This window comes from Cytobacillus gottheilii (genome assembly GCF_018582665.1).
GTDB classification, from domain to species: Bacteria; Bacillota; Bacilli; order Bacillales; family Cytobacillaceae; genus Cytobacillus; species Cytobacillus gottheilii.
In genome coordinates, this window is sequence record NZ_CP071709.1 from 4,204,347 (window position 1) to 4,228,049 (window position 23,703).

General features: G+C 40.8%; 24 protein-coding genes and 1 riboswitch. Of the genes, 7 read left to right on the forward strand and 17 right to left on the reverse strand.

Features of this window, described 5'->3' with window-relative positions; all coding sequences use genetic code 11:
* Positions 1-4: 4 nt before the first annotated feature.
* Positions 5-913: an N-acetylmuramic acid 6-phosphate etherase gene (gene murQ / locus J1899_RS20720; RefSeq protein ID WP_214476448.1), complete on the reverse strand. Its 909-nt coding sequence runs from the start codon at positions 911-913 to the stop codon at positions 5-7.
* A gap of 101 nt (positions 914-1,014) precedes the next feature.
* The gene (locus J1899_RS20725; RefSeq protein ID WP_214476450.1) at positions 1,015-1,875 is read right to left on the reverse strand and encodes an HAD family hydrolase; all 861 of its coding nucleotides are present in this window, start codon (positions 1,873-1,875) and stop codon (positions 1,015-1,017) included.
* Positions 1,876-2,293: 418 nt separating this feature from the next.
* Here J1899_RS20725 and J1899_RS20730 point away from each other — a divergent pair, with 418 nt between their 5' ends.
* Positions 2,294-3,496: a glycosyltransferase family 4 protein gene (locus J1899_RS20730; protein ID WP_214476452.1), complete on the forward strand. Its 1,203-nt coding sequence runs from the start codon at positions 2,294-2,296 to the stop codon at positions 3,494-3,496.
* A gap of 50 nt (positions 3,497-3,546) precedes the next feature.
* Here J1899_RS20730 and J1899_RS20735 read toward each other — a convergent pair whose 3' ends face one another.
* The 3 genes from J1899_RS20735 to J1899_RS20745 form a co-directional block, all read right to left on the reverse strand.
* Positions 3,547-4,281, reverse strand: a complete 735-nt coding sequence (locus J1899_RS20735) for an SIS domain-containing protein (RefSeq protein ID WP_214476454.1) — start codon at positions 4,279-4,281, stop codon at positions 3,547-3,549.
* 569 nt (positions 4,282-4,850) lie between these two features.
* Positions 4,851-6,860 carry a penicillin-binding transpeptidase domain-containing protein gene (locus J1899_RS20740; protein ID WP_214476455.1) on the reverse strand — a complete coding sequence of 670 codons (2,010 nt, stop codon included), beginning with the start codon at positions 6,858-6,860 and terminating at the stop codon, positions 4,851-4,853.
* A gap of 228 nt (positions 6,861-7,088) precedes the next feature.
* Positions 7,089-7,319 (reverse strand): hypothetical protein, encoded by a 231-nt coding sequence (locus J1899_RS20745; protein WP_214476458.1) that lies wholly within the window; start codon positions 7,317-7,319, stop codon positions 7,089-7,091.
* A gap of 89 nt (positions 7,320-7,408) precedes the next feature.
* Positions 7,409-7,522, reverse strand: a riboswitch (cyclic di-GMP riboswitch).
* 168 nt (positions 7,523-7,690) lie between these two features.
* Here J1899_RS20745 and J1899_RS20750 point away from each other — a divergent pair.
* Complete coding sequence (locus J1899_RS20750; RefSeq protein WP_066442383.1) at positions 7,691-8,647, forward strand: methyl-accepting chemotaxis protein; 957 nt, start codon at positions 7,691-7,693, stop codon at positions 8,645-8,647.
* A 49-nt stretch (positions 8,648-8,696) separates the two neighbouring features.
* Here J1899_RS20750 and trhO read toward each other — a convergent pair whose 3' ends face one another.
* The gene (gene trhO / locus J1899_RS20755; protein ID WP_214476460.1) at positions 8,697-9,647 is read right to left on the reverse strand and encodes an oxygen-dependent tRNA uridine(34) hydroxylase TrhO; all 951 of its coding nucleotides are present in this window, start codon (positions 9,645-9,647) and stop codon (positions 8,697-8,699) included.
* Positions 9,648-9,759: 112 nt separating this feature from the next.
* Positions 9,760-9,891: a hypothetical protein gene (locus J1899_RS22780; RefSeq protein ID WP_281420587.1), complete on the reverse strand. Its 132-nt coding sequence runs from the start codon at positions 9,889-9,891 to the stop codon at positions 9,760-9,762.
* Between the two features lie 177 nt (positions 9,892-10,068).
* Here J1899_RS22780 and J1899_RS20760 point away from each other — a divergent pair, with 177 nt between their 5' ends.
* The 3 genes from J1899_RS20760 to J1899_RS20770 all read left to right on the forward strand — a co-directional run bounded on the left by J1899_RS20760 (position 10,069) and on the right by J1899_RS20770 (position 15,712).
* On the forward strand, positions 10,069-11,106 hold the full coding sequence (locus J1899_RS20760) for a C40 family peptidase (RefSeq protein ID WP_214476462.1): 1,038 nt from the start codon (positions 10,069-10,071) through the stop codon (positions 11,104-11,106).
* Positions 11,107-11,283: 177 nt separating this feature from the next.
* Entirely contained in the window at positions 11,284-12,903 is a 1,620-nt protein-coding gene (locus J1899_RS20765) for an SWIM zinc finger family protein (protein ID WP_214476463.1), read from the forward strand.
* Positions 12,896-15,712, forward strand: coding sequence for a DEAD/DEAH box helicase (locus J1899_RS20770; protein ID WP_214478958.1), 2,817 nt, complete (start codon positions 12,896-12,898; stop codon positions 15,710-15,712). Before J1899_RS20765 ends, J1899_RS20770 begins: the two co-directional genes overlap by 8 nt.
* Positions 15,713-15,771: 59 nt before the next feature.
* Here J1899_RS20770 and J1899_RS20775 read toward each other — a convergent pair whose 3' ends face one another.
* From J1899_RS20775 to J1899_RS20785, 3 genes are all read right to left on the reverse strand, one after another.
* A complete protein-coding gene (locus J1899_RS20775; protein ID WP_214476464.1) occupies positions 15,772-16,125 on the reverse strand; it encodes a hypothetical protein in 354 nt (117 codons plus the stop codon).
* Positions 16,126-16,402: 277 nt separating this feature from the next.
* Positions 16,403-16,633 (reverse strand): hypothetical protein, encoded by a 231-nt coding sequence (locus J1899_RS20780; RefSeq protein WP_214476465.1) that lies wholly within the window; start codon positions 16,631-16,633, stop codon positions 16,403-16,405.
* 5 nt (positions 16,634-16,638) lie between these two features.
* Positions 16,639-16,995, reverse strand: a complete 357-nt coding sequence (locus tag J1899_RS20785) for a single-stranded DNA-binding protein (RefSeq protein WP_214476466.1) — start codon at positions 16,993-16,995, stop codon at positions 16,639-16,641.
* A 267-nt stretch (positions 16,996-17,262) separates the two neighbouring features.
* On the opposite strand from J1899_RS20785, the gene J1899_RS20790 reads away from it, so the two are divergent.
* The gene (locus J1899_RS20790) at positions 17,263-17,682 is read left to right on the forward strand and encodes a YwpF-like family protein (RefSeq protein ID WP_066442376.1); all 420 of its coding nucleotides are present in this window, start codon (positions 17,263-17,265) and stop codon (positions 17,680-17,682) included.
* Positions 17,683-17,810: 128 nt separating this feature from the next.
* On the opposite strand, the gene J1899_RS20795 is transcribed toward J1899_RS20790, so the two are convergent.
* The 6 genes from J1899_RS20795 to J1899_RS20820 form a co-directional block, all read right to left on the reverse strand.
* Positions 17,811-18,191 (reverse strand): hypothetical protein, encoded by a 381-nt coding sequence (locus tag J1899_RS20795; RefSeq protein ID WP_066442375.1) that lies wholly within the window; start codon positions 18,189-18,191, stop codon positions 17,811-17,813.
* Positions 18,192-18,492: 301 nt separating this feature from the next.
* Entirely contained in the window at positions 18,493-18,819 is a 327-nt protein-coding gene (locus J1899_RS20800; protein ID WP_214476467.1) for a hypothetical protein, read from the reverse strand.
* Positions 18,820-19,268: 449 nt separating this feature from the next.
* Positions 19,269-19,691 carry a 3-hydroxyacyl-ACP dehydratase FabZ gene (gene fabZ / locus J1899_RS20805; RefSeq protein WP_151573832.1) on the reverse strand — a complete coding sequence of 141 codons (423 nt, stop codon included), beginning with the start codon at positions 19,689-19,691 and terminating at the stop codon, positions 19,269-19,271.
* Positions 19,692-20,050: 359 nt separating this feature from the next.
* A complete protein-coding gene (locus tag J1899_RS20810; RefSeq protein ID WP_214476468.1) occupies positions 20,051-20,323 on the reverse strand; it encodes a DNA-directed RNA polymerase subunit beta in 273 nt (90 codons plus the stop codon).
* A gap of 13 nt (positions 20,324-20,336) precedes the next feature.
* Positions 20,337-21,185 carry a flagellar hook-basal body protein gene (locus J1899_RS20815; RefSeq protein WP_214476469.1) on the reverse strand — a complete coding sequence of 283 codons (849 nt, stop codon included), beginning with the start codon at positions 21,183-21,185 and terminating at the stop codon, positions 20,337-20,339.
* A 30-nt stretch (positions 21,186-21,215) separates the two neighbouring features.
* Entirely contained in the window at positions 21,216-22,055 is an 840-nt protein-coding gene (locus J1899_RS20820) for a flagellar hook-basal body protein (RefSeq protein ID WP_066442370.1), read from the reverse strand.
* Between the two features lie 151 nt (positions 22,056-22,206).
* Here J1899_RS20820 and J1899_RS22785 point away from each other — a divergent pair, with 151 nt between their 5' ends.
* Positions 22,207-22,332, forward strand: a complete 126-nt coding sequence (locus J1899_RS22785) for a hypothetical protein (protein WP_281420589.1) — start codon at positions 22,207-22,209, stop codon at positions 22,330-22,332.
* Here J1899_RS22785 and mreB read toward each other — a convergent pair.
* Positions 22,325-23,326 (reverse strand): rod shape-determining protein, encoded by a 1,002-nt coding sequence (mreB, locus tag J1899_RS20825; RefSeq protein WP_066442369.1) that lies wholly within the window; start codon positions 23,324-23,326, stop codon positions 22,325-22,327. The genes J1899_RS22785 and mreB overlap by 8 nt on opposite strands.
* Positions 23,327-23,703 lie beyond the last annotated feature (377 nt).

The following is a 23,703-nucleotide window of genomic DNA, read 5'->3' on the forward strand; positions in this document are numbered from 1 at the left end:
AGGTTTATTTTGAGGATAGCTGGATCGCTTTGCGCACATAGCCGCCAGCTTCAGCGAGCAAGCTTTGCGCTTCTGCTTTGCTTACGTCTGCTGTGATCATAATGATCGCTATTTTCACCTGCAGATCCGATTCTGTCAGCGCCTGCTCTGCTATTTCCCTATCTGCCTTCGTGATTTTTTGAATAATGCCAATGGCACGTTCTTTGAGTTTGTGGTTGCTCACATGCACATCAACCATTAAATTTTCATATGCTTTGCCCATAAGGATCATGGAGGATGTAGAAATCATATTTAAAATCATTTTATGAGCCGTCGCTGACTTCAGGCGGGTTGAGCCTGTTAAGACTTCGGGACCGACAATGACTTCTATATTAATTTCTGCTTCCTTCCCGATAAGGGATCCTTTGTTGCAGGACAATGCGACTGTGCCGGCCCCAAGTGCACGGGCGTATTTTAATGCTCCAATCACGTAAGGCGTTCTGCCGCTGGCCGCAATACCGATTACCGTATCATTTGCAGTAAGAGCAATTTCTTGTAGGTCTGCTTCACCTAACTCCGGCTTATCCTCTGCACCTTCAACTGCTTTAGTAAAGGCTCTTTCACCGCCTGCAATGATTCCTTGAACAAGTTCAGGGTCGGTGCTGAATGTTGGCGGACATTCAACCGCATCGAGGACGCCAAGTCTGCCGCTCGTGCCTGCGCCGATATAAATGAGTCTGCCTCCCTGCTTAAATGACTGAACAACCTGCTCAACCGCTTTTTCGATATCTGCCGTCACTTCTTTTACAGCAAGTGCAACCTTTTGATCTTCTTCATTAAATATACGTAAAATCTCCCCAGCGCTGGCTGTATCTATTTCCATTGATAACTCATTACGCGATTCAGTCGTAAGAGAAACTAGTTCACGATCCAATGTAAACGCCTCCAATTTTTCTTTCTAGCTGTTTCTGTTCTTGATGTTATTTTAACGTGATTGAAATATTAATTCAATATATTTTATTATATTTTAAAATTTTATTTCAATATATAGTTTTCAATGGCATAGGCAACTCCTGCCTCTTCGTTTGTTACAGTAGTGAAATTGGCAGCTTCTTTTACCTCTTCTGGTGCATTGCCCATGGCGATTCCCAGTCCTGCTGCTTTCAGCATACCAAGATCATTATAATTATCCCCAATGGCGGACGCTTCGTTTAAGGTGAAGCCCAGTTCTTCTACGACGGTTTGAAGTGCGTATTCTTTTGTGCCGTTTAGCGGTGAGATTTCTAGATTGGCATAATTTAAGCTGCTGCTGATGTGTATATTGAGTCTTTCCTCGTGCAGATCTCCGGCACACTTCATTGTTTTCTCTCTTTCAGCAATAATGGCGGCTTTGCTGATGTTTGGTGTGTTTTTCTCTAAGTATGTGCGAAGGTTCTCCGTATGCTGCACTGAACATTGGCTGCGGTAATAATCGCATCTTTCTTTGCTGGCGCCAGACTGCTCCAGTGCTAAGATGTTGTGTTCAACCCAGTGCTCATTCCGGTTGTTTTTCTCCGAAACAATAAGCTGATCACCTTCGTAAAGCTGTAAGTATAACCCGTTTTCCTCACAATAGGATGCTATTCTCATCAGGTCATTCTGTTTGAAATGGAGGGTGCTGCGAATTTCTCCATCATAGTTTTGAATGACGGCACCGTTATAGGCAATGATGGGTTCTGCTAAGCCGATATATTCTGCCAGCCAGCGTGTTGATAGAGGGGACCGGCCGCTGCACACAATGACATGCCCGCCTTTGTTGCGGTACTCCTGAATGGCTTCTACATTTTTTCTGCTAATCTCTCTGCTCTCGTCTAAAAGAGTGCCGTCCATATCAATTGCTAATACATGATACTTCATTACCTCTCCACCTTCCGATCTGCTCTGTCCATTTAATATGATGTATGCATAAATTTAAACAAATATTTCACTATCAGCATAATAGCTGTGAAAAAATATTTCAAATTACGATTGGCGTTTTATTTACCTTTCAGCCAACTTAACCGATAGCAAACCGGCAGAACCGCTGCTTGGTTCCTGAAACTTTTTATTTTTGAGTTTCGTTGTATGTATAGGAAGTAATTGTTAATAAAGGAAGGCTCACTGCCGATGATTATGTTTTTTTTCGTGCTGTAAACTTTGCATGATATTGGATTAGAATCCCTTCTCAAAATATTAAGAAAACTTCATATTAATTTAATACAGTGTTAATGATACTGAACTATACTTTCTATGGATTAACTGTATTTTTTAAGCATTAAAACTGGGGGACTACAAAATGAAAATTTTGATTACGACTGAATGTTATTCTCCTGTCATTAATGGAGTGGTTACTTCGATTGTGAACCTGAAGAAGGAATTAGAAAAAGCAGGGCATGAAGTCAGAGTTCTCACATTATCAGATGAAGCAAAATCATACATAGCAGACGACGTCACTTATATAAGTTCTTTAGGGATTGACAAGATTTACCCTGGTGCACGCATCACGCTCTTTAAGAATTATAAACACCTTCAGGAAGTAATCAATTGGAGACCGGATGTTATTCATACGCAATGTGAATTCAGCACCTTTCGTTTAGCAAAATATATCGCAAAGTGCCTTCGTATTCCCATTGTACACACGTATCATACCGTTTACGAAGATTACACCCATTATTTTTCACCAAACCAAAAATGGGGCAAAGCGATGGTTGCCCTTTTTTCCAGAAAGGTTTTGAAAAACGCCTCTTATGTGATCGCACCAACTGAAAAAGTCAGCACTTTATTAAAGGGTTATCGGGTAACACAGCCAATTAAAGTCATTCCAACTGGCATTGACTTATCGAGCTACACGCAAAACAAATCCATAGAAAACAGAAATAAAATTAGGGAAACTCTGCAAATTCCCGAGCAGAATCGCTTACTGGTGTTTGTTGGCCGTTTAGCTAAAGAAAAGAACCTGGAAGAAATCTTGTCCTATTTTTCACAAATTGACAATCAGAATTTGTCTTTACTCATTGTGGGCGATGGACCGCATAGGCAGTTCCTTGAAAAATATGTAAGGAATCTAAACATTGAGCATAAGGTGATCTTTACAGGGATGGTGGCCCCAAAGGATGTTCCAGCTTATTATCAGGCAGCTGATCTTTTTGTGAGTGCATCAAATAGTGAGACACAGGGCTTGACGTATATTGAAGCGCTGGCGAGCGGGCTGCCTGCACTCTGCAAGAAGGATGCTTGTCTGGAAAATGTAGTGGAAAACGGAGTAAATGGCTGGCTGTTCGAGACATTCAGTGAGTTTGAACGCTATATAAATGATATTTTCATCGATTCTAATGAATACAAAAAGCTGTCCGCTAACGCTGAAAAGAAAGCTTTTGATCATTACTCTTCTGTTGCGTTTGCCAAGCACGTTGAGAGTGTGTATGATCACGCCATCTCTTTCTATCAGAATCCCAGAAAGGATCTTGTTTACTTGAATCAAAGTGAATTGAATCAATGAATGAAGCCACAGCTAGCATAGTGCTAGTTGTGGCTTTTTCGTTGCCAGAGTTATTTCAATAAAGGGATTCTAGCCTGATATTTTTGGATGAGTTTTTCGTTATGTTCATCGGATCCGTCGATGTTGCCGCTTAGGAAGATGGGCGGCTCGAAGCCATTGTCGGCCATGAGTTTGATGGCTTCGGCAAAGATGGCATTTAGAATGACAGATCCAACTGCGGTTGAGGTTGGAGCAAAAGGCACCTTTACTTTTTCATAGGAAAGGATCGCGTCTCCTTTTACAGAGTAGTTGTCGATGGCTAAATCGACAGAATTATAAAGATGCTTGCCACTATTATGTCTGGACGGCTGGCTCTTAGAATATTCCATCGATGTGAGAGCGATGACATACGCTCCATTCTTTTTCGCTTGCAATGCAACGTCGACGGGTACAGGGTTTCTGCCTGAAGTTGATAATACAAATACGATATCCTCTGGCCGGATTTCAAACTGTTCTAGAATGGGGGCAACATAATCGTTTTTACGCTCTAACTGAGAAGATCTTAGCGCTCCCTCATGAAGCATGAGCGGCTCAATGAGGATCGGATTGATTGGCACAAGACCGCCTGCGCGATAAAATACTTCTTCTGTTAAAATATGCGAATGCCCACAGCCAAACAGCTGGATGATTCCGCCGTTTTGGATAGAAGCCGCTACCTTTTCAGCAGCCTTGATCATCTTTTCCTTTTCATTTTCCTGGACTAGCTGAATTCGTTGGATTGCTTTTTGGAAATATTGGTCGAGCATGTATGTATTCCCCTCCTTGGATGGAAATTTTGTGTTTTTTACTGAGTTGAATGGAAAGTTTTTGATGGTATTATGGCTTTTAAATGACAGAAAAGCGCGTATCGATGGGTTTCGGTCATTTGTATGTGTTTTTCGGTTATTTGGGTTTGTATTTCGATCATTTCGGAGAGCTTTTCGATCATTTTGATTTGTATTTCAATCATTCAGGAGAACTTCTCGATCATTTCCGTTTGTTTTTCGATCATTTTTAGAGATTTTTCGATCATTTTAACAGTTTTACGCCTTTTTTGGCTAATTTAAAAGCGATAGGGCTCAATTTTATTATTCTTCTCTTTAAAAAGCGGAAGGATACTCCTTTTTAAGGAAGGGCGGGACTCGGTTTCCATCAAAATTTTCGGTTTTCCTATCAAAATTTTTGGCTTTCCTATCAATTCGCAGCCGTTTCCTATCAAATTTTTCATTTTTCCTATCAAACTGCAAAAATCCTCCCTAACCAAACGCAAAAACATCCTCATCCATTATCCCCCAACAAAAAAACAAGCCAAGAGTTTTCCTCTTGGCCTATCCGTTTAGAACCGCTCCATATTCTTCTCAAATACATTTTTCACTTTTTCCACAACGATGCCGGATCCGCCTGCGTCTTCTACACTTTCAATCATCATGGCAATGAGCAGCTTTGGCGAATCTGGATTGTATGCAACAAACATCCCATTTTCCTGACCTTTCATGCCTACATTTAACTTAAGCTCGGCTGTGCCGGTTTTTCCGGCGAGCGGGTAATCGTCCATTTTGGCAGCACGGCCTGTTCCGCCTGGCTCTTGGATGACTTTTCGTAAAGCCGAATTCATTATAGCTACGGTTTCTTCACTAATGATATTTTCTTTCCAAACTTGGTTTTTTTCTTCGTTTTCTAACAAAACCGGCTTAATGAGTGAACCTTTATTTATGAATGGTGTGTAGCTGGCAGCAAGGTGGAGGATATTCATTTCCACTTCACCTTGACCATAACCGGAATCTGCCAGTTTTATTTCAGTGTCCATGTTGCCTGTATGTGAAGATTGAAGCGGATACACATATGGGATTTCTTCTTCAAAGCCAAATGCTTTTAACCCTTCCATGAAAGAATCCTTGCCTAACTGCAATGCTTCTTGAGCAAAATAAATGTTGTCAGAGTACATCATAGCCTGGTCGAAATTGACTGGTGAACCCGGATCTTTTACCCGTGTGACTCGATAACTTCCCCATGAGGTGTCCTTTTGCCAGCGCAGACCTTTAATATCTTTTGTTTCGTCTGCTGTTGTGATTCCCTCTTCAAGGCCAATCGCTCCTGTGATTGGTTTCATAACTGAGCCTGGCACATAGTTATGACTGAAACGGTTAAGGAGCGGCTGCTGCTCATTTTCTTCGAGCGTCTTCCACTCTTGTACTGTTAATCCTAATGAAGCAGCATTTGGGTCAAAGCTTGGACTGCTCACTAACGCCATTGTCGCACCTGTAACTGGGTCAATGGCGGATGCAGTGCCGGCATTGCCCTTCAATTCCTCATATAGATCTTCTTGGACAGTTAAATCTATTGTCAGCTGAATCTTTTCTCCATTTTCAACCGGCTTCTCCGCCAGCACTGCCTCTGATCCGTCTTCTTTCGTAATGCTGATTTTAATGCCATTTGTTCCTTTTAGCTGCGTTTCCAGTACTTGTTCAAGGCCCCGTTTTCCAATTAGATCTGTACTGGAGTAGCCTTTGTCTTCATTTTTCTCCAGTTCTTCAGCAGTAATTGGACCAACATACCCAATCAAATGTGCTGCTGATTCTCCAGCTGGGTAGACTCTGCCTTTCACATCCTGTTTTAAAACACCAGGCAGAGAAAATACTTCATTTAGAAGCCCTTCATTATCAGGAGAAACCCTTTTGATCGGTACAAAATGACCAGGCTGCACCCAATCTGCATTCAAGGCATTTTCAATACTCTCCTCGGAAATTCCTAAGCTCTGAGATAGTCCTTTAATGGTTGTTTCCTCATCATTTCCCATTTCCTCCGGCACGATGCCGATTTCATATAATGTGCCATTAAAAGCAAGCATATCGCCGGTGCGATCAATTATATCACCTCGCTGGGCCGGGATAGAGGCATAGTTTATTTTGTCATTAGCGCCGAGCTCCGGGAAAATAAGCGTTGTATCCCACTCTACAAACCAATTTTCCCCATCCTCATGCTCTTCCTTTATAAGTGTTGCATCATGCGTGAATTCTATTTTTCCTGCAGCACTATTCATTGACGCTGAAAAGGGAAGTGCTGCGCTTTCTTCCTCAAATTCCTGTTCTTTGTCTGCATTCGATGTAACCTCTATATCAGAGATTTGCAGGTCATTATACACTTTTTCATATCGATCTACAAAGTCATCCTCTGATATGGATTCCTTTGCTTTTGCAGAGAGTAAACGATACATATCGGTAAATTCTTGGTTATTCCAATGTTTAATATATTGCGAAAACTGATCTTGAGGCATAGGTTCTTTTGAACAGCCTGCTAAAACGATAAAAATCAGGAAAGAAGCAGCCAGTAACCATCTTTTTCTCATGAATCCCCCTCCTACTATATTCTATTTTATCATTCTCATTAGACAAATTTCTACAAGTTGCTCATGCTGAAAATGAACGTATGATGAAAAATTTTCACTAATGAAAAAAGCTGAACCTGCACAGGCAAATACTAGATGTCTGGGCAAGTTCAGCTATTATATATATGCGCTAATGGCATTCTTATTAATGAAAAATAGGAAAAGTATAAGTTCAGTAAATTTACGTTTCTAGCAGGGAATCTTTTCTAGCTTTTGATCCGTGGCTTGAAGCAGTTTCTTTGAAGCATGTGAAAGATTTTGCAGGCATTCTTTTCTTAAATCTTCATGGCACACGAAGTTAAACTTAAGATCTAATTCCAGATTTTCAGCAATCTGAGCAATTTTATTTTTCTCTTCTTTTAAAACATGACGCTGAATTTCCTGTTCAAAGTAAGCTACTGTTCCAAATAGTACCTCCATCGTCCTCTCTCCTTGTCTAATTTTTTAACACCCGTTCATGCTGGCAGCCCGACCATCATAGTCCAATATAATTAGAGATACTCCTTCTTTTCGGCAGCAAGACTAATAGCCTTTACTTTCATGCCAAAGGTAAAGAATGTCTATCAGACCTTAGATTCGCGGCTTTGCGTCCTTATTTTTCAATAAGTTTGCCTTTAAACATCTGTTACTTTTATCTTAAGTCTTTATTCTCATTATTTCAACAACTTTCAACCATCTTCAACAATTTCCCCGGAAATATTTAAAAAGAGTGATATGATGCACAAAAGATAGGAAATAGTGCCGATATAATAGAAAGGACGACCATAAATCATAGGGATTGGGGTAATAACATGCTGCTGATAGGAAAGAAGAATACAAAAAAGCTAGAGTTAGAACGGAAAGAGTTAGAAGATTCTATTCGAAAGCAAGTTGAGGAAGAAATGGCACATAAGGAAGCCGCACTGCAAGAGACTATTTTCGATTTTCTCCATGACTTACAGCACACCCTGCATCAGCACGAAATGGTAAATGGACAGCATCATACACTTGGCTCATTAGTTGGCAGCATTAAAACTCACTTTGATCACGTTAAGTCATTAAGTGAAGATTCAGTTCTGAATTCAAAAGACCTTTCACAAAAAGGAGAGGTTCTCATTCATTCTGCTGGGGAAATGGTGTCGCGGTCAAACGATGGCAGAGCTTCAATCTTAAAATCTGAAGAACTGATGAAGCAGCTTGGCGCTCAATTGGAGGAAAATTCCCGTAAAATGGAGCAGCTCAATGAGCGATCGAAGGAAATTGAAATGATTGTAAAAGTAATTAAAGAGATTGCTGATCAAACCAATCTGCTTGCCTTGAATGCTTCAATAGAAGCTGCTCGTGCAGGAGAACAAGGGAAGGGGTTTGCTGTTGTTGCAGAGGAAGTTAGGAAACTGGCGGAAAATACAGCTGAGAGCACAGCAAATATTAGCAGTTTGACTAAAAACATTCAGCAGGATATTGGGGCAACTCTGCAATCAACCCTGCAAAGCTCCCATCTCATTCAAGAAGGCATGGAGATCAGCAGCGGTTCAACTACAGCGATTGATTCTATCAGCAGCATCATTAGTACCGTACAAAAAGAAGTTGGTGAAGTCATGCAGCAAATCGGCAAGCAAACATATCAATCTCAGGAAACAGCAGACGAAATCAGCAAGACTAAACATATTTTTGATGAGGTAAACGCTTTGCTGAAGCAGCATATTGACGATGCAAGTGTTGTAGACGAAAAGCTTGAAAAGGTTATTGATCAGCTTTCCAATAAATAATAGCAGAAAAAAGGGCACCCAATCTGGATGCCCCGTTTTATTCATTGATTTACGCTTCAATTGTTTCTAAACGATTCTGTACTTCTTCCTCGCTCAATTCATGCTGAATAATATAGCGGTTGCGCGGATTTGTACGGCATTCATCTGAGCAGCTGCGCATATATTTATGCTCATTTTCTTCAGAGCATAAGATTTTTTTGTTGCAGGCAGGGTTTGCACAGTTTACATAGCGCTCGCAAGGTTCGCCCGAAAAATAATCGCGGCCGACGACCACATGCTCTTTCTGATTAACAGGTACGCCAATTCTTTCATCGAATACATACAACTGACCATCCCAAAGCTCACCTTGGACTTCCGGATCTTGGCCATATGTGACGATGCCGCCGTGAAGCTGAGCAACGTCTTTAAAGCCTTCCTTCAACAGCCAGCCTGAGAATTTTTCACAGCGGATTCCGCCTGTGCAATACGTAACAATCTTTTTATCTCCAAGCAATTCTTTATTTTCACGCACCCATTGTGGAAGGTCACGGAAGTTTATGATATCCGGTCTGATCGCACCGCGGAAATGACCAAGATCATACTCATAGTCATTGCGCGCATCTAAGACCACAGTGTCTTCATCATTTAAACGCTCGTAAAACTCTTTTGGGCTTAAATATTGCCCAGTCAATTCATTCGGATTCACATCATCTTCAAGACGAAGTGTAACAAGCTCCTTGCGATGGCGAACCTTCATTTTCTTGAAGGCATGTTCCTCTGCTTCATCAATTTTGAATATCATTTCAGCAAAGCGAGGATCAGCTTTCATCGCAGACATATATTGATCTGTCTGTTCAATAGTACCTGAAACTGTTCCGTTAATGCCCTCATCAGCGATTAGAATTCTTCCTTTTAAACCAAGCTCCTGGCAAAAAGCAAGATGCTCTTGCGCATACTCTTCAGCATTTTCAATTGGGACATACATGTAATACAGTAATACTCGATAATTCTTTTCACTCATTCTTTTTTCCACCTATCAATTGTATATTTGCAAGATATATTTGTATTCAATAGGTTTTAAACACAATTCTTACGTTTTACAGTATAACAAAAGTGTATATAAGTGCGCCAGATTACACTCCAAGTAATTTATGCCACCCATTCCAGCCATCAATGGCTCCCCATAACCCACATTTAACAGTAATGGTTAAAGAATACGCAAGCGTCAGCAAGCCAGAAAGCTGCAGCCAAAGGTTTAGCTTCACCCCTATTTTCTTCTAAAATAAGCAGATTTGTGAACTTTTTCCCAATAGATTATTATTCGATAGTACAAAAAGAATGAAATTTTTTATGAAAATAAACCTATTTTCAGTAAAACTTTCCACTTTTATGCCGATATTAGGAGAAAACACCCGATCTAATAGAAGGAGAGATTAAGAGAAGTGAAAAAGGAAATCGTATCTATTGCTGCAATAGCGATCATCTCTTCTGCTTATGCTGCCCATGCTTCCGCCGATACGCATGTGGTTCAAAAAGGAGATACACTTTGGCAGTTATCAAAGAAATATAGTGTTTCTGTTGCAGAGCTTAAGAGTATAAACGGATTATCTACAGATTTTTTAAAGATCAATCAGCCTATTAAAATCGCTAAAACTGTAACAGCTCCTGCCACAAAACCAGCTCCTCCCGCTGTAAAAGAGCCAAGCAAGCCCAGCAGTAAACCCGTAACACATACATACACCGTTGCATCAGGCGACACCCTATCAAAAATTGCTATAAAACATAATATTAGTCTGCAAACATTGATGAATTTAAATGGTCTGACGACACATCTTATTTTCCCAGGGCAAACATTGAAAGTCACATCTTCATCCAGCCAGGGACCAAAAGAAGATGTGAAGCCTGCTCAGCCATCTCAGCCAGCACCTGCTCTTACACAGTACATGGTAAAAAAGGGTGATACATTAAGTAAAATTTCTGCACAGACGAAAACAAGTGTAAGCGACTTGAGAAAGTGGAATGGCTTAAGCGGCGATTATATTTTTGTTGGACAAGTGCTGATGCTTCAGAAAAATACAGCAATTGCTCCTGAAGGTCCTGCTGTTCAAGTTCCAAATGATTTTCAGGAAATCATTTCAGCTGCTAAAAAACTTTTAGGCAAACCTTATATTTGGGGTGGATCAACCTTAACAGGGTTTGACTGCAGCGGATTCATCTATTACGTACTAAAACAAACTGGTTCACAGATGGGCCGGTATTCAACGGATGGCTATTATAGCCGCTCCTACTATGTATCCACGCCGCAGCCTGGCGATATTGTCTTTTTCGAAAATACGTATCGCAAAGGAATTTCTCATATGGGCATATACTTAGGAAATGATGAATTTATTCATGCAGATTCAACACTAGGAGTCACCATATCAAACATTAATAATGCTTATTATCAGAAACACTTCGATGGGTTTAAACGTTTTTATTGAATAAAACAGTCTTTGCTGCCTTTCTTAAGGCAGCTTTTTTTGCGTTTGGTCAATGGTTTTTTGTCTTCCCTTCTACCTCCCACTTTGAAATGTTATAATAAAGAAATGCAGAAAATGAGGTGACCGTCACCTTCAGTTTTCATTATTGAACGTGGAATTAAAAGGAGGCTTGGCAGAATGAGAGGAATTCCAGAGCATTTAGAGGAGCCGTTGCAGCTTGCTTCTCAAGAACTTAAGGGTATGCTTCATGCAGATGCCGAGGATGATGTAAAGCTTGTCCATAAAGGTCTGATGCTTTATCGGCAAGGGCTTGTCGGCAACCTTAGTGTACAGGGCGAAACCATTTCGGCAGCAGTTCAGGATGTGACGCCTGCGAATGTTTTGCTCGATCTTGATTTTTTTTCAATGAGTGAATGCTCCTGTCCTGCCGATGGTTTTTGCCGGCATCAAATGGCTGTGTTTCTTCAGCTGCTTTCACGGGCACACAGTGTTTCCGAATGGGTTGAAGAATGGCGCAAACCGCTAAAGGAAATGCAGGATGCTAAAGGCTGGGGTCTGCAGAAAGCACGCGACTTGCTGAAAACAGCAGGTATGATGAAGCCTTCTTATGATAAATGGATTGAAACGTTTGAAATTAGCTTTGAGGAGCTTTTTTATAGCAAGGGCATTATTAAACCTTACATTATTCCAGAAATCTATTCTATTTATATACGCCGCTTACGAGCAGGAGCGCCTACTGAGCGGGAATGGCGTCTTCTATACGAGCTGATCGGCTCTATCTACACATTCCGGAAGCTCGCAGACTTATCACAGCGATTTGAATATGAAGAGGCTGTGATTCACCGTTATTATGGCCATGTGTTTCAGTCGATCATGGACGATGTTTTCGAACGCATGAGGACTTTATCCGCGCAGTCTTTTCCATTTGCCTTTGATGACTTTATTGAGAGAATGAAGGATGATTCCATAGAGATTTTAAAGGGAGATGCTCCATTAGAGTATGAACGGATTCATCTGTATCGAATTCTCTGGACGACCTTCTTCACGAAAAAAAACTGGCGGCAGAATGAACGTGAAAGGCTGCAGGAAAGTAACGATTCCAACTCCTTCTCTTTAAGTGCTGCAGCAATTCATATTGATTTTCTGCTGCGGCAGGATGAGGATGCCTTACGTGCCCTTAGCGAAAGGGATTCAAGCCTTACCACCTATATGCTTTATTGGATCGAGACGCTGAATTCGCAAAAGGATTGGAAGCGGGCAGGCTTATATCTAGAAGTGTTTATCAGTAAGCTGCACGATTACTTGCAGCAGCAGCCTGATTACTATACATGCCGGGATTTCACCAGATTTGCCATTAAGGTTATTTCTCCATTCTGCACAGAAACCGGCAGCATGGACCTTTTCGAGCGTGCACTTGAAGAAACTCTGCCATATAGTTATAGCGAGTATGAATATCTTCTTTTTGAAAATAAGGAATACGAAAAATGGGGCGATTTGCAGGCGTATATTGGTTTTGATATGGGAATCCTGCAAAACGACCGGATTAAAACACTAGAAAAGGCCGATCCAATCGTCCTTCTTCCTCTATATCATCATGGAATTCAAAGTGATATTAATATGAAAAACCGTGATCATTACAAAGCGGCTGTCAGGAAGATGAAGAAACTGCGAACACTTTACAAAAAGCTGAAGCGAATGGATGACTGGTCGCTTTATCTGGATGAGATTTTACTTAAAACAAAGCGCCTTCGCGCCTTTCAGGAAGAGTGCAAAAGGGGTAAGCTGATTGATGCTTAAAACAAGATATCTTCATATTAAATTGGATAGAGCCGCTGATGGCCGTTACTTCCTTTATGCCGTGGACGAATATGGAGCTCCATATGATCCTCATCATTGGAAACAGCTGCTCTTTGGCCGTCATGCAGGCAGCTTTTATGGAACCATGCTGACGGAGGAAAACCGAAACGGCGTTAGCGGTGTCATGTTAAACGGATGGGAGCTTGTTTCGCTTTTTTCTGCAGAACAGTTCAATAAGCTGATTGAATGGGATTGGGATGAATATACACAGCTTTGTCTGGCAGCTGCTCCAGCCTTATATGATTCGATTATTCATAAGGATTGGATTCCCGACTTTACTGTCTGGGAACAAGATGAGTTTCGCTGGGAGCTTCCTAAGAATGTACTGCATGAATTTGATCCATCCTTTTGGGAGCAGAATGTGGAGGATATCCCTGTACAAACCTTCATCGGTGACATGTTCCATTATGCACTCGGAGAATATTTAAACCGCAACCGGGAAGCACGAGCAAGCTTTGGTGAAAAACTTGAGAAGCTGAACAGCGAACATTTATCCGCAGCGCATCTTGCTGCCTATTTTGATGAAGAAAGCTTTCAGCGCTGGATGGGGATCAAAGTAGACGATACGCCTTTTACGATTGGTCTTAAGGTTGAGGAGCCTGGTGAAGCAGAACTTCATTGGAATGTGACGGTTTTTCTGCGCGGAAAGGCTGACCCTGAACTTTTTGCTGATTATAAAGATTACTCTAATTATCAAACAGATTGGCATGATCATGAAGATAAAGTAGAGCTTGAGCTCCAGAGATGGCTAAAGCTGTTTCCATGGCTTAGTAATGGCAAAAATGGGATTACCACGTTTCTGACTGAAGATGAGGCTTGGATGTTCCTAACAGAAGCTAGTGAAACATTGCTTGCACTAGGTGTGGACATTCTGCTTCCTTCCTGGTGGCAGGCCATGAAAAATGCGAGCATGAAGGTAAAAGCACGGGTAAAGAGCTCGCAAAGTCATCGCCCATCCTTTGTTGGCCTGCAGTCGATGCTTGATTATGACTGGCGTATTTCAATGAATGGAGTCGATTTGACCGAGGAAGAATTTCACGGCATGGTCGAAGAAAAAAGAAAGCTTGTATACATTCGCGGCCGTTGGATCAAGCTCGATCCTCAGTTTATTCGCCATATTCAAGATATGATGAAAAGAGCGGAAATGGAAGGCTTGCATGTACGGGATCTTATTGAACAGGAGCTTTTAGCGGAGGAAGCTGGACATGATGAAGAGCTTGAAAACCCGCAAAGCTTTGCACGTATTCAAATTGAATTAAATCGTCAATGGAAGCAGATGATCAAGCAGCTGAGAAATCTGAAAGAGATTCCTTTAGCTGATAGTGCAAAAGGCTTCCACGGCGAGCTTCGTCCATATCAGCAGCTCGGAATGAGCTGGCTTCTGTTTCTGCGCCGTTATGGATTTGGCGCGATTCTTGCTGATGATATGGGGTTAGGAAAAACGATTCAGCTTATTTCCTACCTTTTAAAAGTACGGGAGATGGAAGAAGGGCCGGCATTGATTATTTGTCCGACCTCTGTGCTTGGCAACTGGCAAAAAGAGATTGAACGATTCGCACCAGATATGAAGGTGTATTTGCATTATGGTCCAAGTCGTCCAAAAGGCGAAGCATTTGCTGAGACCTGCCGTGGTGCAGATGTGGTCCTTACCTCTTATGGTCTGACACACTTAGATCTTGAGGAGTTTGAAGCGATGGATTGGAGCTCTATTTCCATTGATGAAGCCCAAAATATTAAAAATGCCGGGACAAAGCAATCAAGAGCAGTGCGCAAACTAAAGGGCAAACATCATATTGCTCTTACAGGAACACCGATGGAAAACCGCTTATCGGAGCTATGGTCCATTTTTGACTTCACGAACCATGGCTATCTCGGCAGTCTTGGACAATTTCAGAATAAATATGTCCTTCCCATTGAAAAGGATGACGATAAAGACAAGGTTCGTCAGCTTCAAGCCTATATTCGTCCATTCCTTCTAAGAAGGACGAAACGGGATGAAGAAGTTGCTCTGAATTTACCAGATAAGCTCGAGCAAAAGGAATATTGCCCGCTGACAGCCGAGCAAGCTTCCCTATATGAGCAGCTTGTCCGCGATACATTTGCGCAAATTGAAACATTAACCGGACTCGAACGCCGCGGCATGGTCCTGCAGCTGCTGGGCCGCTTAAAACAATTATGCAACCATCCAGGACTGTATTTAAAAGAAGAAAAGCCAAAATCCCTCCTTTCGCGTTCTTCTAAGCTCGAAAAACTGCATGAGCTGATTAGCGCTGTTCGGGAACAAGGGGAAAGCTGTCTTATTTTTACTCAGTATATTGAGATGGGCAGGATTATTCAGCAGATGCTGAAAAGTGAATTCCAGCTTGATGTGCCATTCTTAAATGGAAGTGTGCCAAAACAGGAGCGCGACAACATGATCACGCGTTTTCAAAACGAGGAGTTCCCTGTCTTTCTTCTGTCTCTAAAAGCCGGAGGAACTGGGCTGAACTTAACAGCTGCAAGTCATGTCATCCATTTTGACCGGTGGTGGAACCCAGCTGTAGAGAACCAGGCAACTGACCGTGCTTATCGGATTGGCCAAAAACGATTTGTTCATGTTCATAAGCTGATCAGCACCGGAACTCTTGAGGAAAAAATAGATGTGATGCTTGAGAAGAAACAGTCCTTAAACGATCAGATTATTCAAAGTGAAAGCTGGATTACGGAGCTTTCAAATGATGAATTGCACGATCTTGTTTATTTGAGCTGATTTATCTTTCATCATGTTTGAAGCAAGCGGGAAATATTCCATATTCCCGCCTGCTTTTTTTATTGCAATCGACCTATGTTCCCTTTCGCCAGTGGTTTTTTTCTTGCTGCTGGATTCAAAACATAACTGACCCAATTTCCCTCTTTTATTAAAATACTATAGAAAAATTCCTTTCCATCTGGCTCAGGGAAACAGATTTCTAAATGATTGTTATGTAGTTGGTATTGAACCTGATTCTTTGGGTGATTTGTATTATATTGAAGTGTCAGCGGCATGTTTTCGATTAGCGGGAGTCTTTGATAGGATTTGATCTTTGGACGCTTACTCAGAAGTACAGCATCTCCAAAACTTGGACGATGCATCGTGTCAATTTCATTACAAATCCCTTTATAGAAAAGAAATTTCTCTTCCATGGTTTCACCTCCTCTTACCTAAATTTTTACAACAAACAAATACTAAGCATTTACTCTCAGTTCTTTTCTCCTATAACTTTCCATAATCCTCCTTTTATCTTCTTTTTTCTCCACTTTTTGTGTCAATCCTGTGAATTTGCAAGTTATATCCTTTTAAAACCAGTTAGAAAAAAACCAGTGCAGCTGCACTGGAAAATGGGGATTAGGGGACGTTATTTGATTTTCTCTAATGAGGCTGTGTTTGGGGAATTCCTTTTAGCAGTATTGGATGTTATCATTACTGAGCTTGCTGGCTTTGTGCTCCCTGGTGTGTCAACACTCTCCTTTCTTCCTCTAAGTCAACCAGCTGGCGGGCATGCTCATTTTTGCTTTGCGAGAGGATGATGAGCTCAAGCTGTCCCACTCTTTTTGACAGCTCTTCTACTCTTTGATTCGATTTTCCCTGCATTCTAATCAAACTCTCAAGCATGCATTCGACCGTGTTATCTGAAGCAGCTCTATCATACATAGTTGTTAAAACTCCCTTCCTGCTGGTACTTCAACTGATTCTTTCCGTTTATCAAGGAAACGGACGCTCTCTGCAACAACCTCGGTTACATAAACTCGTTTTTGTTCATTGTTTTCATAGTGCCTCGTTTGGATTCTGCCTGTAATGCCAATCAGTGAGCCTTTTTGGCAATAGGACGCTGTGTTCTCAGCCGTTTTCTTCCATAGTGTGCATTGAACAAAATCAGCGTCAATTTCTCCCTGCTGGTTTTTGTATTGACGATTGACGGCCAGCACCACATTTGTGACCGGCTTGCCATCCTGTGTTCTCTTCAGCTCAGGATCCTTTGTAAGACGCCCGACGAGGGTGACTTGATTAATCATTGTATTTCCAGCTCCTTTCTTTTGATGATCCCAGCTTAATGGAAATCGACAGCATATGTAAAATCGCCAAAATTCAATTTTTGAACATAATCATTTAAAAATATTTATATTTTTTCTAAAAGGAAATAGCTTTTTTGTTTTTTATAATTCAATTTTACAATTTCAGACAAAAAAATTCGTTATGTCGATTCTTTTAGGAAAATTCGTTTTCATTCGGCAATGTGTTATACTTTTACTAATAAATAGGATCGAATGGAGGCAGCGTGCATGAAGACGTTTAAGTTAGTTTCGATGCAGGTGGTCGAAGAGGATAAGCTCACGGATATTGTGCTTGATGACGGTTTGATCATTAATAAAGAAGACGAGAACAGCACATGGCTTTTGGAAGCATATATAAACAGTCAGTATAAAAGCTATTTTCAGCAGAAGTCAGATCAAGAACTTGTTGTTCAAGTAGTCATTTCTAAGAAGGAGAACGATCCGGCTGCTTTCTTAACAACCATTTTATCGATGAACGAATTTGATGACCATATTAGCATTTTATTTAAAGGTCAATTAAAGCGCACAAAAAGTGATTTTGCTGAAATTCTTCTTCAAGATCTATTAACACAAGGTTTAACCGGCGAAGACCTCATGAATGAATTTAAACTAAAAATGCGGAGCCGTCCGAAATTAGCCGCTAAATAACGTTCCTATGACCCGCACGATTTCTATAAAAGCTTTACTAAATACAAAAAAACAATCCATTATGAGGATTGTTTTTTTATTGTGTTGTCACTTTTGGCCGACATGCCTTATTTGGCAGTGTGACATTATTATGCATTTTTCAATTGCTCAATTACATATTTCGCTTCCATTTTACAGGAATAGTCCATTTCCTTGCCCGTCTGCTTTTGGAGAGATTCGATCTCCTCCATTTGTTCATCTGTTGGCTTTTCTGAGAAGATTTTCTCGATTATTTCGTTAATTTTCGCAGCAAGTTCTTGATGAAATTCAGGGTCAGCTTTCATTTCGTCACTGACTTGGCTATACCAGGAAGAATGATTCTGTATATACTCCTGCCACTCAGAAACAAAGCGCTGAATATCAAATTGCTCTTCGTCCCATTGAATATTGCTCATATACCGTTCAAAAGAAGTTGTAATGGAACGAGATACACTTATTTTGATTCCTTGCGAAAGATCTTTAAACGCCATGCTTTTAAAAGTACCCCCAATCTAAGCTCTGCAAATGAATAAAGTCTATTTGTAATCATACCATAAAAATATTGTAATTAGTAAACAGTAAATGTCATAAATAGTCGATTCTTATATAGTTTTTTACATAATTAGAGAAAATATGTCTTACTTTTCATCTTTAGGTCATACTCTATTTTAAGCTTAACATGTATTAAATTTTGTTTAAAGGAATATTGGTGTGTTTAGGTCACTGGAGGATGTCGTGTTAAGTAGCTTATTTGAAGAAAGGACAGGCTCTAAAGCCTGTCCCTAATTAGAATTACTGATTATCTTCTTCGTTATCTTTCATTTCATCTTCGATCATATCTTCGCCAGGATTGTCTTCGCCTTCAGTCTCTGTATTCATACTAGGATCGCCAGTGTCATTTGCATTTGGATCAGTAACATCGTCGTTACCTTCATTCATTTCCGTATCGCCGTTGTCACCCTCGTTCATGTCCATATCCATGTCCATGTCTTCGTCACCAGCTGGGTCCTCCACATTGTTATCCTCTGGCGGCGGGTCCTGCTCGTCATTTCCGCAGCCTGTAAGAAGCATGGCTGAAAGTAAAGAACCTCCAACGATCTTTAAAAGCTTGTTATTCATAATGTTAGCTCCTTTCTTCGTTGTTTATTGTCGACCTGTGATTCGGTCTTTTTTTATGTTTCCCAAAACAACAAACAACTTGCATGAAATATTTTAAAAGCAGTTAATTTCTGATCTTGCCCTTGTATATTACATACATACACTTATTGGTTAGGTTATAAACGCTGGTTGATTGTCCAATAATATCCAGTTTATTAGGTGAAGAAAGCGGTTAATTTATATGATTTTCCCATCTAAAAATGGGCGGAAGCAAAGCCTCTCCAGCAAGTCTGCTTATCTCAGCTTTTTCTTTTTGACCAGCAGGGTTTCGATTACTACATTTCAACCATGTTTTAAAATTAATTCGAAACAGCAAAGCAGTAATAAAAAAAACCGAGTGATCAGAAAGGTTATTCTTTCATCACTCGGGTTTATATTTGATTTTAAATTTAAGCCAGCATAACTTATTCTTATTTCAGCGCAAACATGATTTCTGCTTCGCATACGATTTCTCCGTCTACGGTTGCAGTGCCTTTGCCTTTGCCGATTGGACCTTTCACACGAATAATTTCAACTTCAAGCCGAAGCTGGTCTCCTGGTTTTACTTGGCGCTTAAAGCGGCAGTTATCAATGCCTGTAAAGAAGGCAAGGCGGCCTCTATTCTCTTCTTTCTTTAGCATGGCAACTGCTCCAACTTGTGCAAGTGCCTCAACGATTAGGACACCAGGCATCACTGGGTAATCAGGGAAATGGCCGTTAAAAAACTCTTCGTTTGCTGTTACATTTTTAAGACCAATCGCTTTTTGTCCTTCCACGACCTCTAACATTTTATCAATAAGCAAAAACGGATAACGATGCGGAATGATTTCTTTAATTTGTGTAATATCGAGCATTTTTAGTACCTCCTCCTATTATTAGGTATTATTGTACTAAAAAACCCGTTGAACCGCAAAGTTAAATGGGGAAAGAACAAGGATCAGAGCCGTTTTTGTTAAAACCAGCACGTTTGGTACAAGTTTTTATTGTTTTCCCCTATTGAATGGTCTTTTCACATAATAAAAACTACAAATAGTAAAGTTAGTCGAGCTATTTATAGTGGATATCCGGTGTCCAGAAAATATATCCGCCGTAAAAAAATTTATTTCCACCTTTATTTTAATATATTTGCCGAAAACACCCAGATATCCGCCAAACTCCACTCACCCTCCGAACATAAAAAAAGCAGACCTCCTAATAAAGTCTGCTAAACAATTTATTCTTTTTCGACGAGATCGATTATATGGGTCCAGGTTGATTTTTTAAAGATGTCTTTTGCATCGCCATCCCCCATAACTCCATACCCGACTGCAGCACCAGCAATGGCACTGATTACAATCAAGACAGCGACAATTATAATCCGAAGCCAGATCGGAATAAGACGAATGCGGATTCGTCTTGCACGCGGTTTTTCTTCATTTACTTTTCGCTCATTTTTAACTTGTTCGCGCGTTTTCGCCGCTTCTTGATTATGACTGTTTACTGACATGTTCTAAGCTCCTTTAGCGAATTCCGTTGACTAGACCCATCATTTGGTCTGCCATCGAAATCGATCTGGACTGAAACTGGTAGGAACGCTGAAGATTAATCAGCTCGGTCATCTCTTTTGACAGGTCAACATTGGATTGCTCCAATCTTCCCTGAGCGATTCCGATCTGATTACGAAGAGGTCCATTTAACTCTGTTAAAATCTCTTCTGCTTCTACTCCCAGATCAGCCATATTTTCAGGCAGCCCTAATAGGTTTCCGCCCTTTTGTTCTAAAAACTGTGGCTTATTCACATATGAAATTCCCAAATCATAACTTGCCGTTCCTCCGCCAGGGACATCAACGGTTAGTCTGCCTGTTTCCGAAAGAGCAAAGTTAGAAGCTTGTGCGTTAATGGTGATTGGATTATCATTTTCATCCAGGACAGGATAGCCATTTCCCGTTACAAGCATTGTTTCGTTTTGAGAGATCGGCGTTAAATAAAAGGCACCGTCTCTTGTATATCGAATGGCAGAACCATTATCATTCTGTTCAAGCACTCTGAAAACCTGACCTTCTGCTGTTAGCGCCATATCAAGTGGACGATCCGTTGTTTTCAGGTTGCCCTGCGCCATTACGATTTTTGAAATCGCAAGCTTTGCACCTGTACCCTGACGAATGCCATTCAGTGTCAGCCTCCCAGCATCCCCTGCCCCTGGAGCACCTGGTCCATTGTTAAATTGCTGAAACAGCAGATCAGTGAAGTTCGCTTCTCTTCTTTTGAATCCATTTGTATCAATGTTGGCTACATTGTTGCTGACAATGTCCATTTGCTTCTGCAGCTGTGCCAATGTATTGGTTGCCGTGATCATCGTTCTATTCATAGTTCTTCTCCTTAGAAAGTATAGACATGATTATCCGATGCGCCCGACTTCATTTGCAGCCTTTTCCATGCTGCGATCATATGCCTGCAGAACCTTCTGATTCGCTTCAAACGCGCGATAGGCTGTCATCATGTCGGTCATCGTGCGACTGACATCTACATTTGAGCGCTCAAGGAATCCCTGCTGAAGGTTAAACTGCACACCGCCGGCCAGATAGGCACTAGGCAAATTGTTGCCATCTTCTGTCCGGTAAAGGCCATCCCCTTCTTTAATCAGTCTGTTGGCATTGTCTGTATAAGCAACTCCAAGACGAGCCACTTCGCCATTTGCACCTGTCAGGATGCCTTCCTCATTAATAGAGAAGTCATCACTTGTCAGCTGAATCTGCTGCCCTGCATCATCAAGTACATACAAGCCGCTGGCAGTTGTTAAATATCCTGCTCCATCGAGAGTGAAGTTTCCGTTACGGGTATAACGCTCTTCTCCAGAAGGCCCGGTAACAGTGAAGAATACTGAACCAACTGCATCTTCCTCCCCATTGTCAGGGACATTCACATTGATTAAGGATACATCTGTATTTAAACCTGTTTCTTTTATATCACCTTGAAGGAAATTAGGAATCACTTCCTGCATATACACACCTGTGCTTATGCTGCCAATGGTTGTGTTTCCTGGTATATTTAAACCCTTCTCTGTCGGAATAGATTGCTGATCCATACGCTGAAGCAGCATTTCCGGGAAGCTTCTAATAGCAGACTGATCTGCTTTAAATCCTGGTGTATTCGCATTCGCCATGTTATTGGAAAGCATTTCTGTTCTCCGCTGCTGAGCAAGCATTCCGGAAGCCACTGTATAAAATCCTTTAAACAAAATTCTCACCTCTTAAAATACTGAACGTCTCCTGAAAAGACGAAGCAGCGGATCAAAAACGCAGAAAAAATAAAAGCTCTTTACGTCTTACTTTTATTATAAAAAAAAAATCAACAATATACATTAAAAAAATAAAGGAAAAAGTCATATTTTGAAAAAAATTGGCGAAGCATGTGCAAGCTATTATGAATTGCCGATAAAGCATGTCTTCATGTTTCACTATGTTACTGAAAAAAAGCTGCCAGAATTTCTCACTGGCAGCTTTTTAATTAACTAAATTTCCGCTTAGGCAGCTTGTCAATATTATCAAGCATAATGCCTGTTCCAATTGCTACACAATCCATTGGATTTTCGGCAATAAGCACAGGAACCTTCAGCTCTTCTGCTAAGAGCATATCGATGCCGTGTAGCAAAGCGCCGCCGCCTGTTAAAATAACACCTCGGTCAATAATGTCTGCTGAAAGCTCAGGCGGTGTACGCTCAAGTACGCTCTTAGCTGCCTGAACAATAACAGATACCGATTCTCTTAACGCCTGCTCAATCTCTTCTGAATACACAGTAATGGTTCTTGGCAGACCTGAAACCATATCACGGCCGCGAATATCCATTTGCTCACTTCTTGAACCAGGGAAAACGGTTGCGATCGTTGTTTTAATATCCTCTGCCGTTCTTTCCCCGATTAAGAGTTTATATTTTCTTTTGATATATTGAAGAATTTCATTATCAAATTTGTCGCCAGCCATTTTAATGGATGAAGAAGTGACGATGTCGCCCATTGAAAGAACTGCTACGTCTGTAGTACCGCCGCCGATATCAACTACCATGTTTCCACTTGGAAGGAAAATATCCATCCCCGCACCAATTGCAGCGACTTTTGGTTCTTCTTCAAGATATACCTTTTTGCCGCCGCTCTTTTCTGCTGCTTCTTTAATGGCTTTTTGCTCAACGCTTGTAACATTGGTCGGACAGCAAATTAAAATGCGCGGTTTTGATAAAAATCCTTTTACATCAAGTTTGTTGATAAAATATTTTAACATTGCTTCTGTTACATCAAAATCAGCAATTACGCCATCTTTTAAAGGACGAATTGCCACAATATTTCCCGGTGTACGGCCAACCATGCGGCGGGCTTCTTCGCCAACGGCAAGTACCTTGTTTGTATTTTTATCAATTGCCACAACTGAAGGCTCGTTCAAAACTATTCCGCGGCCTTTCACATGTATGAGCACATTAGCCGTCCCTAAATCAATTCCAATATCCCTAGCAAACATTCTCTTTCTTTCCTCCTTGAAATTTTGGCCCGCACTGTCCGCAGCGGCTTAAGCAGTAAGACACAGACATTGATGATCACTTCAAAGCCTGAGGTGGCCTATATCAGTTTTAGTACAGTACATATCTTTATTTTCCTTTGAGAAGTTCTTCACAATTAGCGCAAATCATTCTCAGCAAACGATGTCTTTATGAAAAATTGCGAGCAGAAAAAGACAGACAAAAAAGAGCCTTTTTTCCCACATCTATTAGCTAAACTAAGTTATTATCCTAATTGTATATTTTAGCACATCTATCTATAATAAAGTAACTTTTTGTCAAATTATATAGAACAAATTAAAGAATTTGTCGAATTCGTTCCTATCCAGTTTATCGACCT

Coding starts and splice junctions, on each gene's coding strand:
- J1899_RS20725 (WP_214476450.1), bottom strand. CDS start 1,875: ATGAAGTATCATGTATTAGCAATTGATATGGACGGCACTCTTTTAGAC.
- J1899_RS20730 (WP_214476452.1), top strand. CDS start 2,294: ATGAAAATTTTGATTACGACTGAATGTTATTCTCCTGTCATTAATGGA.
- J1899_RS20735 (WP_214476454.1), bottom strand. CDS start 4,281: ATGCTCGACCAATATTTCCAAAAAGCAATCCAACGAATTCAGCTAGTC.
- J1899_RS20740 (WP_214476455.1), bottom strand. CDS start 6,860: ATGAGAAAAAGATGGTTACTGGCTGCTTCTTTCCTGATTTTTATCGTT.
- J1899_RS20745 (WP_214476458.1), bottom strand. CDS start 7,319: ATGGAGGTACTATTTGGAACAGTAGCTTACTTTGAACAGGAAATTCAG.
- J1899_RS20750 (WP_066442383.1), top strand. CDS start 7,691: ATGCTGCTGATAGGAAAGAAGAATACAAAAAAGCTAGAGTTAGAACGG.
- trhO (WP_214476460.1), bottom strand. CDS start 9,647: ATGAGTGAAAAGAATTATCGAGTATTACTGTATTACATGTATGTCCCA.
- J1899_RS20765 (WP_214476463.1), top strand. CDS start 11,284: ATGAGAGGAATTCCAGAGCATTTAGAGGAGCCGTTGCAGCTTGCTTCT.
- J1899_RS20770 (WP_214478958.1), top strand. CDS start 12,896: ATGCTTAAAACAAGATATCTTCATATTAAATTGGATAGAGCCGCTGAT.
- J1899_RS20775 (WP_214476464.1), bottom strand. CDS start 16,125: ATGGAAGAGAAATTTCTTTTCTATAAAGGGATTTGTAATGAAATTGAC.
- J1899_RS20780 (WP_214476465.1), bottom strand. CDS start 16,633: ATGTATGATAGAGCTGCTTCAGATAACACGGTCGAATGCATGCTTGAG.
- J1899_RS20785 (WP_214476466.1), bottom strand. CDS start 16,995: ATGATTAATCAAGTCACCCTCGTCGGGCGTCTTACAAAGGATCCTGAG.
- J1899_RS20790 (WP_066442376.1), top strand. CDS start 17,263: ATGAAGACGTTTAAGTTAGTTTCGATGCAGGTGGTCGAAGAGGATAAG.
- J1899_RS20795 (WP_066442375.1), bottom strand. CDS start 18,191: ATGGCGTTTAAAGATCTTTCGCAAGGAATCAAAATAAGTGTATCTCGT.
- J1899_RS20800 (WP_214476467.1), bottom strand. CDS start 18,819: ATGAATAACAAGCTTTTAAAGATCGTTGGAGGTTCTTTACTTTCAGCC.
- fabZ (WP_151573832.1), bottom strand. CDS start 19,691: ATGCTCGATATTACACAAATTAAAGAAATCATTCCGCATCGTTATCCG.
- J1899_RS20810 (WP_214476468.1), bottom strand. CDS start 20,323: ATGTCAGTAAACAGTCATAATCAAGAAGCGGCGAAAACGCGCGAACAA.
- J1899_RS20815 (WP_214476469.1), bottom strand. CDS start 21,185: ATGAATAGAACGATGATCACGGCAACCAATACATTGGCACAGCTGCAG.
- mreB (WP_066442369.1), bottom strand. CDS start 23,326: ATGTTTGCTAGGGATATTGGAATTGATTTAGGGACGGCTAATGTGCTC.